General features: G+C 63.6%; 11 protein-coding genes. 4 read left to right on the top strand and 7 right to left on the bottom strand.

All coding sequences use genetic code 11. From position 1 onward, the window contains the following. The first annotated feature begins 85 nt into the window (after positions 1 to 85). Positions 86 to 667, top strand: coding sequence for a peptide-methionine (R)-S-oxide reductase MsrB (gene msrB / locus ACQKIE_RS17840; protein ID WP_427461638.1), 582 nt, complete (start codon positions 86 to 88; stop codon positions 665 to 667). A gap of 94 nt (positions 668 to 761) precedes the next feature. Here msrB and ACQKIE_RS17835 read toward each other — a convergent pair whose 3' ends face one another. After that, complete coding sequence (locus ACQKIE_RS17835; RefSeq protein ID WP_427461636.1) at positions 762 to 3,104, bottom strand: DPP IV N-terminal domain-containing protein; 2,343 nt, start codon at positions 3,102 to 3,104, stop codon at positions 762 to 764. Between the two features lie 103 nt (positions 3,105 to 3,207). Continuing rightward, a complete protein-coding gene (locus tag ACQKIE_RS17830; RefSeq protein ID WP_427461634.1) occupies positions 3,208 to 4,020 on the bottom strand; it encodes an SDR family NAD(P)-dependent oxidoreductase in 813 nt (270 codons plus the stop codon). Positions 4,021 to 4,195: 175 nt separating this feature from the next. Here ACQKIE_RS17830 and ACQKIE_RS17825 point away from each other — a divergent pair, with 175 nt between their 5' ends. Then, entirely contained in the window at positions 4,196 to 4,654 is a 459-nt protein-coding gene (locus ACQKIE_RS17825) for a PA2169 family four-helix-bundle protein (RefSeq protein WP_427461632.1), read from the top strand. A gap of 180 nt (positions 4,655 to 4,834) precedes the next feature. After that, positions 4,835 to 8,455 carry an autotransporter domain-containing protein gene (locus ACQKIE_RS17820; protein WP_427461630.1) on the top strand — a complete coding sequence of 1,207 codons (3,621 nt, stop codon included), beginning with the start codon at positions 4,835 to 4,837 and terminating at the stop codon, positions 8,453 to 8,455. Positions 8,456 to 8,526: 71 nt separating this feature from the next. On the opposite strand, the gene ACQKIE_RS17815 is transcribed toward ACQKIE_RS17820, so the two are convergent. Next, positions 8,527 to 8,961, bottom strand: coding sequence for a lipocalin-like domain-containing protein (locus ACQKIE_RS17815; protein ID WP_427461628.1), 435 nt, complete (start codon positions 8,959 to 8,961; stop codon positions 8,527 to 8,529). A gap of 237 nt (positions 8,962 to 9,198) precedes the next feature. Here ACQKIE_RS17815 and ACQKIE_RS17810 point away from each other — a divergent pair, with 237 nt between their 5' ends. Then, positions 9,199 to 10,056: a LysR family transcriptional regulator gene (locus tag ACQKIE_RS17810; RefSeq protein WP_427461625.1), complete on the top strand. Its 858-nt coding sequence runs from the start codon at positions 9,199 to 9,201 to the stop codon at positions 10,054 to 10,056. 489 nt (positions 10,057 to 10,545) lie between these two features. Here the strand turns inward: ACQKIE_RS17810 and ACQKIE_RS17805 are convergent, their stop codons facing one another. From ACQKIE_RS17805 to ssb, 4 genes are all read right to left on the bottom strand, one after another. Continuing rightward, entirely contained in the window at positions 10,546 to 10,992 is a 447-nt protein-coding gene (locus tag ACQKIE_RS17805) for a hypothetical protein (protein WP_427461624.1), read from the bottom strand. Between the two features lie 29 nt (positions 10,993 to 11,021). Then, positions 11,022 to 11,450 carry a hypothetical protein gene (locus tag ACQKIE_RS17800; protein WP_427461622.1) on the bottom strand — a complete coding sequence of 143 codons (429 nt, stop codon included), beginning with the start codon at positions 11,448 to 11,450 and terminating at the stop codon, positions 11,022 to 11,024. A 6-nt stretch (positions 11,451 to 11,456) separates the two neighbouring features. Further along, positions 11,457 to 11,714: a hypothetical protein gene (locus tag ACQKIE_RS17795; protein WP_427461620.1), complete on the bottom strand. Its 258-nt coding sequence runs from the start codon at positions 11,712 to 11,714 to the stop codon at positions 11,457 to 11,459. 165 nt (positions 11,715 to 11,879) lie between these two features. Beyond that, on the bottom strand, positions 11,880 to 12,464 hold the full coding sequence (gene ssb / locus ACQKIE_RS17790; RefSeq protein ID WP_427461618.1) for a single-stranded DNA-binding protein: 585 nt from the start codon (positions 12,462 to 12,464) through the stop codon (positions 11,880 to 11,882). Between the last annotated feature and the right edge of the window lie 48 nt (positions 12,465 to 12,512).

The following is a 12,512-nucleotide window of genomic DNA, read 5'->3' as shown; positions in this document are numbered from 1 at the left end:
CGGGCCGGGCGTAATCCCGACCCCGAAACCCCGGTCTTAGAGGAAGGGCGTCCCTGTGGACGCCTTTCCCGCTTCCGGAGGCAACATGCGCACCGATCCCGATCGCCGGCGTTTCCTCGGCGTACTGGCCGCCACCGTCGCGGCATCCGCGTCCCTGCCGTTCATCTTCCGCGCCACCCGTCCGGCGATGGCCGCGGACGCACCCATGCCGAAGGGCGGCAACGTCACCCTCGACTGCTTCGGTAAGGACAAGAAGCCGCTGGGCAGCTGCGTGGAACCGCGCGTCGTGCTCACCGACGATCAGTGGAAGGCCCGGCTGAGCAGCAAGTCCTATTACGTCACGCGGCACGAGGGCACCGAGCCCGCCTACACGGGCGACGGCTGGGATCGCCACGACAACGGCATCTATCGCTGCATCGGCTGCGATACAGCGCTCTACGACTCGGCGACCAAGTTCGATTCGGGCACGGGCTGGCCGAGCTTCTGGCAGCCGATCTCGAAGCGCAACATCGCGCAGAAGACGGACCGAAGCCTCATCGAGGAGCGGACGGCGGTGAACTGCGCGCGCTGCGACGCGCACCTCGGCCACGTCTTCGACGATGGCCCCGATCCGACGGGGTTGCGCTACTGCATGAACGCGGCGGCGATGCGTTTCGTGCCGGTTTAAACGATGGTAGGAGCCGTTACAGCGGTGAGAGGCCACTTGCTGGCGTGTCGCAAGATGTCTCGCTGCTATAGCGGCTCCTACACTGGGTCGGCTCTTAGTGGCCCGGCGGGGTCAGCGGCGTCAGCTCGAATTCCTTCGGCGGCGTCTCGCCCTTGAGGTAGCGCACGAAGTAATCCCAGCGACGGCGCGTCATGTACTGCGTGGCGGCGCCGTAGCCGTGGTGGGCGTTCGGGATCATCACGAGGTCGAAGTCCTTGTTCGCCTTGATCAACGCGTCCACCACGAGCAGGGTCTCGTACGGCGGCACGTTATCGTCGGACGTGCCGTGGGCGAGCATGAGGTGCCCCTTCAGGCCCGACGCCCACTTCTGGTTCGCCTGGTCGTCGTAGTTCGACTTGCCGTCCTTGTCCGTCACGAGCAGACCCTGCCACTTCTCGGCCCAGTCGTCTTCGTAGTTGCGGTTGTCGTGGTTGCCCGATTCCGAGATGCCCACCTTGAACACGTCGGCGTAGCGGAACATCGCCGTGGCCGTGGCGTTGCCGCCGCCGGAATGGCCCCAGATGCCGACGCGGTCGCCGTCGAGCCAGGTGTACTTCTTCACCAGCTGCTTCACCGCCGCCACCTGGTCGGGCAGCGTGTTGTCGCCGATGTTCTGGAAGTACGCGTCATGGAACGCCTTCGAGCGCCACGGCGTGCCCATGCCATCCACCGCGATCACGACGAAACCCAGTTCGGCCAGCGCCTGGTTGTCACCATGGGACGGCACGAAGCTGCGCGTGCGCACCGAGCCGGTCTGCGGACCCGGGTAGATGTACACCACCAGCGGGTACTTCTTCGACGCGTCGAAGTTCGTCGGCTTGAACATCTGGCCGTACAAATCGGTCTTGCCGTCGCGCGCCTTCACCGTGAACGCGGTCGGCGGCACCCAGCCCTTCGCCTTGAGGCGGGAGATGTCGGCACGGGCGACTTCCTTCACCGTGGCACCGGTGTCGGAGCGGCGCACCACCGCCACGGGCGGCGTGTCGATCGTCGAATACGAATCGAAGAAGTACGTGCCGTCCTTCGACATGGACACGCTGTGATCGGCATTCTCCGGTGTCAGCAAGGTCAGGCCCTTGCCGTCGAAGCCCACCTTGTAGAACTGCTGGTAGTAGGGATCGACACCCTTCTCGCGGCCGACGCCACGGAACCAGATCGTCTTCGTCTTCGGATCGACATGCAGCACCTGGGTGACGTTCCAGTCGCCCTTGGTGATCTGGTGCTCCAGCTTGCCGGTCTTCAAGCTGTACATGTAGAGATGGCCCCAGTTGCTCCGCTCGGAGAACCAGATCACTTCGTCCGTCTCGGGCACGTACTGCCAGTTGGCCTTGTCGTTGCCACCTTCGAAATACGTCTTCGCCTTTTCATCGAAGACCGTGCGCACGGCGCCGGTTTCCGGATCCGCCACTCGGAACCACTCGTGCGTGTGGTCGCGCGCGGTGGAAACGAAGGCGATGCTCTTGCCGTCGTCGGCCCAGCGCACGTCGTCCCATACGCCGGGGCTGCAGGAGACGTCGTCGCAGATAGTCGAGCGGTGCTGATCGGGCGGCATCTTGAAGCGGACGACCTTCTTCGTCGGCACGTCGATCACGACGCGCTCGATCATGGTCACGTCCTTGTCGCCCGGCAGCGGGTACTTCCACGTATCGACCTTGGGATGGCCGACGTTGACGCTCACGAGCGTCATCTCGCCGGTCTTGCGCTGGTCCTGCTGGAACGTGGCGATCTTCTTCGAATCCGGCGACCAGACGAGGATGGCTTCGTCGGTGTGCTTCCAACCGGCATTGTCGGTGGCGTAACCGTAGTCCTTGACGCCATCGGTGGTGAGCTGCGTTTCCGCGCCGGTGGCGATATCGCGCACCCACAGGTTCCAGTCGCGGATGAAGGCTTCGGACGTGCCATCGGGCGACTTCAGGCCGGGCTCGCTGCCGGCCTCCTTGCCGCTGGCATCCTTCTTCACGGCGGCGATTTCGCATTTGCCGACGGCCTTGTCGCACACGTAATGCTTGCCGCCCGAGGTGATGTCCAGGCCGTCGTCCGGACGAACGACGAAATCGGTCACGGGCAGCTTGCCCGCGTCCACCTTCTTGCCGGTGGCGGCGGACAACGCGGCAGCGACCTTGTCCCGGTCGAACGCGCGAGTGGCTTCGCCGGTGGCGGCATCCACCTTCAGGAACTGGTCACCGTCCTTGTCGTGGTCGCGATACCAGAAATGACCGTCGTCGATCCAGGTGACGCGCTGGACCGCATGGTCGACCAGCGGCATGGTGTTGTTGGCGAGGAACGAATCCGCGCGGCGGTAATCGGACGTGGTGACGCCTTGGGCCGAGGCGGCGGACGCCCCGATCAGGGCGAGGAGGACGGCGCCGGAAAGCGCCGCTTTGGATTTGGTCGACATCGATGGTCCCCGTGACGGCAGGGCGGCGCGGGAGGCACCGCAAACCGAACGAGGCTAGCCCCCCGGCGCCCGGCGAGGCGTATGCCAAAGGTCACGCTCGAAGTTATCCGCGCCGCGGTCCCGTGCGAAAGCGGCTGCCCTGCCGCTGCACCATCTTCAGGGCCAGGGCGTCGGGGAGGAGCTTGAAGGCCGTCTTGATGACCCGGTTCACCCGGCCCGTCACGTACACCGCCTTGCCCGCGTCCGCGGCATCCAGCCCCTGCCGGGCCACGGCCGGCGCCTCCATCCACATGAACCCGGGCATTTTCGAAACGAGTTCGCGCGACCCTGTCACGTCGTGGAATTCGGAGCGCGTGAATCCCGGACAGACGGCGGTCGCGTTCACGCCGGTGCCGGCGCATTCCAGCGCAAGGGATTGCGAGAATTTGATCAGGTAGGCCTTGGATGCGGCGTACAAGGTGTGCCCCGCGGACCCGGGCACGTGGCCGGCCAGGGACGCGATATTCAGGATCCTTCCGTAGCCGCGCGCCTTCATCGCCGGCAGCAGCCGATACGCGAGTTCGGTGGGTGCCGTCATGAGGACCTGGATGAATGCCGCGTGGGTGGACCACGGCTGGTCCTCGAAATAACCGGGCACGCCGTAGCCCGCGTTGTTCACCAGCACATCGATCGAAAGACCTTGCGCATCGAGTGCCGCCACGAGTGCTTCCGGCCCGTCGGTTCGCGCCAGGTCGAGGGGCGCCACGATCGCTTCGACGGCGTGCCGCTCGCGCAGTTCCTGTGCGAGGGCTTCGAGGCGATCGGCGCGACGCGCGGTGAGGACAAGGTCGTGACCGCGTCGGGCGAGTTCGCGGGCGAAGGCTTCGCCGATGCCGGCGGATGCGCCGGTTACCAGCGCGCGGCGGTTGGATGGCATGGATGCACTCCGTGGCGGTAGCGTGAGCCAGCAGTATGCCCGGTCGTCGTATGAATGAACGAACAGGTGTTGTAGTCGCCGTCGAGACACCGTCTTCACGGTTCCGTGCACGGTCCGACCGCGAAGCTGGCACTCCCCCATACGACTCTCATCGAGTCACAAGGAGCCCACGACGATGACCACGAGCACCGACCACGACATCAAGGTCCTTAACACCCTGATCGAAACGACGATCGATAGCGCCGAGGGCTACGGTGAAGCGGCGAAGGATGCCGAAAATACCCGCTATGCCGCCACGTTCCAGGCACGCGCCGCCGAACGCCGCCAGGTGGCGCAGCGCCTCCAGCAGCAGGTCCGCTCGCTGGGTGGCAACCCGGAAGACGACGGCACCGTGCTTGCGAAGGCGCACCGCATGTTTGTCGAACTGCGGGCCAAGATGAGCTCGAAGGACGATACGGCGATCGTCGATGAGGTCGAACGCGGCGAAGACCACATCAAGCACAAGTACGAGGATGCGCTGAAGGACAACGACGTGTCCGCGGGCACGCGCTCGGCGATCAACGAAGCCTATGTGTCGGTCAAGAATGGCCATGACCAGATGCGTGACCTGAAGCACGCGCTGCACGGCAGCTGATCGACATCGACCCGTTGGAAAGTAACCGGGAGGCCTTGGGCGAAATAGCTCATTGGCAACCGCAGGATCTTACGGCAAGATCCCCCCTTCCACAGGGGGAGAGACATGGACGCATTACGAGGTGCTCGCGCGCCCGGTCGTAAGGTTGTGGGTATCCGACTCGGCACGCACTCGATGGCCATGGCCATCGCGTTGGCGTTAGGACTCACAGGGTGTGGAGGCGGCGGCGGGGGCGGCGGAGCCGCGGGCAATGTCAGGCCCACGGCACCTCCGACCGACCCGGCGGCGCCTCCCGCCGTCGACAAACCGCCGCAGGAGAACCCGCCGCCGGACAATCCTCCCCCCTCCGGCAGCGGCGGTTTCGCGGGCGGCGAGATCGATGTCGCAGCCGGCCAGGTGACCGAACTCGCGGATGGCTTCGGCGGATCGATCGACCTGATCAAAGGAGGCCTGGGGACCCTCATCCTGACCGGCAGCAACACGTACAGCGGCGGCACCATCGTCGACCAGGGAATTTTGCAGATTGGCAACGGGGGCACGAAAGGGTCCATCGCGGGCGATGTCCTGAACAACGCTATCTTGGCGTTCGATCGCAGTGACGACATCTCTTTCAGCGGCATCATCAGCGGTACGGGGCAAGTGCAGAAGGCCGGGTTCGGCCGACTGCTCCTCACCGGCGCCAATACCTATTCGGGCGGCACGCTGGTGACCGCGGGCACGCTGGAACTTGCCCAGGATGCGCTGGCGGGCAGCGGAGATATCGTGGTGACGCAGGGCACGGTCGGCACCGGCTGGACCACGTTGCAAGTAAATGCCGGAGCATCGTTGGCCAACCACATCCTGTTGAGGGGCGGTGCTGTCCTTAACAATGCAGGCGCGCTCGCTGGTACCGATGTCGTCACGAGCGACGAGCAGTCCCTTTACGTTGCAGTGTCCAACCACGACGGTGGCAGCATCCGCGGAAGCCACGCCGGCGTCGTAGTGAACGCGAGCCCGTTGGGTACTGTCACGAACCGCCGCGGAGGCGTCATCGAGGGTGGAGACCTGGGCGTCGCGTTTTATACCGGAGGCGAGGTCGACAATGGCGGGTTGGGCAGCATTATCCGTTCGACCTACGGCATCGGCGTGCAGATGCTGGACGGCGGCACCGTGTTCAATGGCGATGGCGCATCCATCACGGGACACATCGCCGCCATCGACCTCCAAGGAGGAGGAAGGATCAATAACAGCGATGCCGGCAGCTCGATCAGCTCCGCTGCTGGTATTGCCATTCGTGCGACAGGAGGCCAGGCCCTGATCGCGAATAACGGGGGAGCCACAATCTCCGGCTCGACGGCGATTTACCTGAATGGTGGATCCATATCCAATGGCCCGGGTTCCACGATCGAAGCGACGGGAACACCCGGTGGGGACTGCGCAGGTGCGGGCCATTGCGCCATAGTCGTGGCTCCAGGCGCGCCGATGCTTCCGGGGGCCGACCAACTGACGCTTTACAATGCCGGCACCATCATCGGCGACGTACAGATGATCCCGACGTCGGGCGGCTCCGTGACGCTTACGCCGAGCGGTTCCATTCATGGGAACCTCGACTTCGGCCCGAGTTTCTACTCCCGCATGACCCTCCTTGCCGACGCCGAAACGCAACGGCTGTATTCCGATGCGGTGACTGGAAGAAGCACGTTCATCGGCAACTTGATGATCCAAGGCGGCGGCACATGGATCATCGATACTGATGATCTCAAACCGTACAACGTGAATGTCGATGGGACGACGCTGCAAATCGGCAACGGGGGCACCAAAGGCTCACTCGCCCCGGACAGCAGGTTCTTCCTGAACTCGGGAAACCTGGTGTTCAACCGCAGCGATGACGTGGTCTTCGCTGGGAACATTACCCACCTGTCGATGGCGCCATACGATGACGCGCTGGTCCAAGCAGGGACGGGAAGCCTGACGCTCGTGGTGGGAGACCACGGTTACGGCTACAACATTGATCCCAGCCATATCCGGATCGATCGCGGCACCTTACGGATTGACAACACCGGCTCGCTTCCCGGCGCCAGTGAAACCTATCCCCTCCAAGCGGACATCAAGAACGATGGTGTACTCGTCTTCGATAGCTCCCGGAGCATCCTGGCCGAGGGAGCGATTTCCGGCATCGGATCGCTCATACAGGATGGTTCGGCTTCGCTGATCCTCGATGCGCAGGCAACGTACTCCGGTGGCGCCACCGTCAATTCGGGGTCGATGATGTCGCGGTTTCCCTTGCCTGGAGACGTTACCGTGAACCTGGCCGGCAACCTGGGCGGCGCAATCGGGCTACCCGGTGTCACCGGCAGTCTCTCTAACGCGGGAAAAGTCTCCATTCACGACGGCGACCTGCATGTCGGCGGCAACTACCAGCAGTCGTCCACCGGAATACTGGCCATAAGCCTCGGAAGCAGACTCGCCGTCGACGGCACGGCTGCCATCGACGGCGGCACCCTCGAAATTACCGGCGCCGATGCGGGCTACGTCAGCAACACGCACACGAACGTCCTTACAGCAACTGGCGGCCTCACCGGCACATTCGATCGGCTGGTCAAGGGCACTGGTGTAGTGTTCACCGCGACCACGATCAATTACGACGCCGACAACGCGTGGCTGGATACCACTGGTCTGGACGTCACGACCGCGGCCGCGGGTAATGGCGTGGTCTACACGCCGGTCTCGTCCCGTAGTGCGCAGCGCGTGCAGGGAGCATTCACCCAGTTGGACGACAAAGTCGCGGCCGGCGATCTCTCGGGTGTGCCGAACGAGTTCGTGCGTACGGCAGGCGAGTTCCAGCAGGCACCGTCGCTGCAGGCGGCCCAGGCCTCGCTGCGGAGCCTGTCCGGACAATTGCACGCGGCCAGCGCGGCGATGACATTCGAGACGATCGATGCATCCAACCGCGCCATGGCGGATCGTTTCGATGACCTGCTCGGGAGGAATACCGATGTCGGCATGTGGACGCAGAACCTCAGCGTGGGTGGCGACATGGGCCGCGCCGGTTACGACGGTGTCGGATTTCAGCTGAACGGCTGGCTGGTCGGCAGCGATCGGCAGGTAGGCACCTCAGGCGTGGCTGGTTTCGCTTTCGGCCAGAGCCAGGGCCGGCAGCAGTTGGACCGGAGTTACGACCACAACCGCAGCCGCAACAGCGAAGCCATGGTGTACGCGGGTTGGCTCAATGGCGATTGGTATATGCGGGGTCGCGTTGGGTTCGGCCACTTCGAACAGAACGTCGATCGCCAGTTGCTACTTGGCACAAGCGTGCAAGGTGTTGCCACGAACTTCGGCGGCAACTACACCGTTGCCTACGGCGAGAGTGGCCTGCGTATGGACTGGGCCGGAACCCGCGTCGTGCCTTTCCTCAATGTCGAATACGCGAGCATCGACCGCGGCGGCTTCGCCGAGCAGGGGGCAGGCGGCTTCGGCTTGCGCAGCGGTGCGCAGACGGTGAGTCGCTGGCAGACAGGCCTTGGCCTCCGCGCGGTCCACCACTGGAACCTCGGTGGCGGCCGCGCCATCGACGCCAAGGCGGGCGCCCAGTTTCGTCGCACCATCGCTTCGCGCGGCGATGTGTTCGAAGCCACGTTCGTCGGCCTAAGGCAATGGCAGCCATTGGACGGCATCGGCCTGTCGCGCTACAGCGGCGTGCTGAACGTCGGCCTCGATGCGACGCTTTCGGAGCGCACCTCGCTGAAGTTCGGCTACGACTACCAGAAGGGTCAGCGGGACCAGGCGCAGATGCTGTCCGCTCATGTGGTGATGGCGCTCTAGGTCGACGCGAGCACGGACAGCCGCACCTTGAGAAGCCCTGCTGTCGTGGGGCTTCTCTCGTTCGGATGTCGCTAGTGCGCCGTTCTCTTCCACCCCGTCGTCGGAATGTCGCCATTCGGTCGCGGCGGCACGTCATAACTCAGTACGCTATCGCGCAGTACGAACTGGCGGACCTGCGTCGTTCCCTCCCAATTGGGATACGTCGCTCCTTCGATGTGGAAGGTCAGCGTCTTATTGCTTCCGTCGAGGACGACGTTGCCGAAATGCGAGCTCGTTCCCAGGGTGGCCGCCCGGAATTCATTCGGCGTCCCGGCCTTCTTGTCGTTGGCGGCGAAGCGCGGACGGGAGGAGTCGAAGATAAAAAGGGAATAGTGGCCCTCGCGATCGATCTGCAACCTGCCCTTCGGCGCATCGCCATAGTCGTGCCCGCGCGTGCCGTCCGGATGCTTGACGTCGGCGAAGGCGAGAGTCCAGGTGCCCTCGATCGCGGCGACCCCGGGCGGCATGGCCTCAGGCTCCGATGCGGGGGTGGCTCGGATCGGGAGCACGGCAATCAGAGAGAGCAAGACCGTCAAGGCGAACGAGAGAGATTTTTCTGATGTCATGACCTGGCTCACCTCACGGCGCTGCGGATGGGATGCGACCGCCTGGACGGCGATGTGCGGCGCAGTGTAGTGCGCTACCATCATTGCGAAAACGCATGATTCCAACTTTCAGTCATTTGCGAATGACATGGACGGGCCATGAAATCCCTCGATCTGGACGCCGTCCGGGCCTTCGTCCTGACGGCCGATTTGCAGAGCTTCACTCGCGCTGCTGACGCGCTGGGCAGTACCCAATCCGCCGTCAGCCTCAGGCTGCGCCGGCTGGAGGACCAGCTGGGCCGCCGACTCCTGGAAAGAACGCCGCGCCAGGTGAGGCTTTCCGCCGACGGGGCCGCCTTCATGGACGCGGCACGCGAACTGGTCGGCGCGCACGAACGCGCCATGGCGTCGTTCGAGGTGACGCAGCGGCGACTCGTCATCGGGATCAGCCACCAACTGGTAGGCGGCGAGCTGCCTTCCTTGCTGCGTTGGATGAACGAGCACGATCCGGCGCTGGTGATGGAGTTGCGGGTCGCCGGCTCGAATGACGTGATCGAGGCGTACGACGACGGCTTGCTGGATGCCGCACTGGTACTTCAGCCGGAAGACCGCCGTCGCAACGGCGAGGCGCTTTTCGCGGAATCGTTCGCATGGATCGCCGCACCCGACTGGCAGCCGCGCGCGGGGCAGCCCTTGCCGCTATCGACCCAGGGGGACACCTGCAGCATCCGCGCGGCAGCTGTCCGCGCGCTCGATGGTGCCGGCATCGCGTGGACAGAGGTCTTCATCGGCAAGGGTGCCGCCGTGGTAGGCGCCGCGGCCGCGATCGGCTTGGCTGTCGCCGTGCTGCCGAAACGCGCCGCGCCGTCGGGCACCATCGATATCGGCCAAGCGTTCTCCTTGCCGCCGCTGCCGACACACGAGGTGGTGTTGTACTCCGCGTTGCATGACCAGCGATCGCGGAAAGCGCTGCATACGCTGGGGAGCGCATTCAAGAATCTGTCGATGCCGAACTAGCGGCCATGAAAAAGCCCTCGCGAGAACGAGGGCTTTCTTGATCCAGTCAGCGCTTCACGCCACGCGTGACTCAGAACGGTTGTGCACACCTGAGCTACGTACTATCTGAACGTACTGCAATTCAAACAATTACTTAGACGGTCCAAACTCGACACCGAGCGACAGAATTGTCGATATCTGGCGCGAATCCTGCACGAAACGCCACAAAAAACGCTCCTTCTGTTCGAGTCCTAGTGAGCCCACCATCTCGATTTCTTCAGGAGGATTGCGCGATCCGCCATAGTTTGTCCGACTTTGCGAACCTTGACGGACTATGCGTTCACCCGAAGCTTGTCCGAAATGGGAGACATTGAATGAACTCGTCGATAGTTTGCCCGCGACTACCTCCACAGACCGTTTAATCATATTTGTCCGTTTCGGGTGCTCGCGGATGTAGGTGTTCTTGCGTCCAGGCGCGGTCGCCGATGCCTTTCCCAACATAGAAAGGCGCTACGCATCGGTGGCATATGCGCGGACACTCTCCTCACTTGGAACCTCCCCCTTCTCCAGAAGTGTCACGAAGGCACGGACGAAAGCATCCTGCTGCTCCCGATACGCCGAATCCTTCGCCCTTATGTCCGCGTCCGCCAGGTAGTGCCAGATCAGTTCAGGGACGAATGGACCAAGTCCGCCCACCGAGGTCAACGTGTCCTGGACCCGGCGGGCTTTGACGTACCAGTCACGCAATCCCTCTTTGGTCGAGATATCTTTCCTCATCAACTCAGACAGCAGGGCATGCAGCTCGTGTATGCGATCTTGTTCTGGCTTCACGGTTTCTTTCTCCAACGCAGCCACCGAGGGTCGAACAACGTTAAGCGCACGGAAATAATTGTTGAGAAAACCCTTCGTCAACTCGGCGGTGGCGGCCGCAAGACGTTTCTTACTCGAAGTATCCACGCACAGATTCCCTTCGATTGGGTTGGATTTCAGGAAGCGGGAGGACGATTGCGGGAGGCAACGAGGTAGCCGGCAACGAAGCCTGCTTCGATGCCGGTCATTACCGATACGGTGGTGGCGAACGAATTCTCGCTGCGGCGGAGGAATTCCATGCAGAAGCCAAACAGGACGACAGCGCTCAAGATGGTCAGCGACCGCACCGCTGCCCTGGCGAATTCCGGCCCGTCGGGGTCGTAGTCGCCGCCCATCTCCCGCCGCCAGACACCTCCCCAGTCCCCGAGTGTCAAAGCGAAGCCAAGCGAGGATTCAGGAGACAACGATATATTGAAGAACACGAGCGCCGCGACGAACGCGATATTCGACATGACCAGCGAGGAACCGAATACCGCGACGATGACATTCTCGATGACGAGCGCCAGGACCAGGAACATCATGTTTATACGAATGCGTGTCTTCATCTTCAATCAACGCTCGCGCATCGCCTCCTGTGTTTCCTGCTGCAACGGCGACAGCAGGTAATCGATCACCCGCCGCTGGTCGGTCTTGATCTCCACCGACAACGACATGCCCGGCGTCACCTTCACCTTCGTCCCGTCCACCAACAGCGGGTTCTTCGCCAGCGCCACGCGCCCCTGGTAGACCAGGCCGGGCTTCTCGTCCTGGCCGCCAGCTGCTGCACCGTGCCATTGGCGGGCGAACGCAGCGCCATCTGGGCATTGCACTGGGAAGCTTTGGCGACCTCCGCAAGATAGGCCTGAGCGACCGATATCACAGGGCCGTCGCACCCGGGTTACGGCCCTCCCAGATCCAGATTTCAGTCACCAAAGAAAAGCCCCGCGCGTGCGGGGCTTCCGAAATCTTTATAAACACTTCCGAACACGCGTTCGCTAGAACGGAATATCGTCGTCGTCGAAGCCTTCGTTCGCCGGGGGCGCCGAACGCTGCGGCGCGTTGCCACCGCGTGGCTGGCCGTAGTCGTCGCCGCGCGAGCCGCCGCCTGCGAAGCCGCTGCGCTGCTGACCGCCACCGCTGCTCCAGTTGCCGCCACCGCCACCACCGCCACCCTGGGCGCCGCGTGCCTGCTGCGGGCGACCGCCGCCCTGGCCGCCGGCGAAGCCGCCGCCTTCACCGCCACCCTGGCCGCCGAGCATCTGCATCTCGTTGGCGATGATGTCGGTGGAGTAGCGCTCGACGCCGTCCTTGTCGGTGTACTTGTCCGTGCGGAGCGAGCCCTCGATGTAGACCTGGCGACCCTTCTTCAGGTATTCGCCGGCGATCTCGGCCAGCTTGCCGAAGAGCTTCACGCGGTGCCACTCGGTGCGCTCCTGCTTCTCGCCGCTCTGCTTGTCGGTCCAGGCCTCGGACGTGGCGATGCGCAAGGAGGTGATCGCGGTGCCGCTGCCGGTATAGCGGGTTTCCGGATCCGCGCCGAGGTTCCCGACGATAATGACCTTGTTGATGCCGCGTGCCATGGATTTACCTCGTGTGCGTGTACCCGCCCATACGCGGGCGGGTCAGAC

It is taken from the genome of Luteibacter sp. NPDC031894 (genome assembly GCF_050273135.1).
In the GTDB taxonomy this organism is placed as follows: Bacteria; Pseudomonadota; Gammaproteobacteria; order Xanthomonadales; family Rhodanobacteraceae; genus Luteibacter.
This window is presented reverse-complemented; position numbering and strand designations above follow the sequence as displayed.

What these genes read in the sequence shown, in the direction of transcription:
- msrB (WP_427461638.1), top strand. Translation starts at nt 86, where the DNA reads ATGCGCACCGATCCCGATCGCCGGCGTTTCCTCGGCGTACTGGCCGCC.
- ACQKIE_RS17835 (WP_427461636.1), bottom strand. Translation starts at nt 3,104, where the DNA reads ATGTCGACCAAATCCAAAGCGGCGCTTTCCGGCGCCGTCCTCCTCGCC.
- ACQKIE_RS17830 (WP_427461634.1), bottom strand. Translation starts at nt 4,020, where the DNA reads ATGCCATCCAACCGCCGCGCGCTGGTAACCGGCGCATCCGCCGGCATC.
- ACQKIE_RS17825 (WP_427461632.1), top strand. Translation starts at nt 4,196, where the DNA reads ATGACCACGAGCACCGACCACGACATCAAGGTCCTTAACACCCTGATC.
- ACQKIE_RS17820 (WP_427461630.1), top strand. Translation starts at nt 4,835, where the DNA reads ATGGCCATCGCGTTGGCGTTAGGACTCACAGGGTGTGGAGGCGGCGGC.
- ACQKIE_RS17815 (WP_427461628.1), bottom strand. Translation starts at nt 8,961, where the DNA reads ATGCCGCCCGGGGTCGCCGCGATCGAGGGCACCTGGACTCTCGCCTTC.
- ACQKIE_RS17810 (WP_427461625.1), top strand. Translation starts at nt 9,199, where the DNA reads ATGAAATCCCTCGATCTGGACGCCGTCCGGGCCTTCGTCCTGACGGCC.
- ACQKIE_RS17800 (WP_427461622.1), bottom strand. Translation starts at nt 11,450, where the DNA reads ATGAAGACACGCATTCGTATAAACATGATGTTCCTGGTCCTGGCGCTC.
- ssb (WP_427461618.1), bottom strand. Translation starts at nt 12,464, where the DNA reads ATGGCACGCGGCATCAACAAGGTCATTATCGTCGGGAACCTCGGCGCG.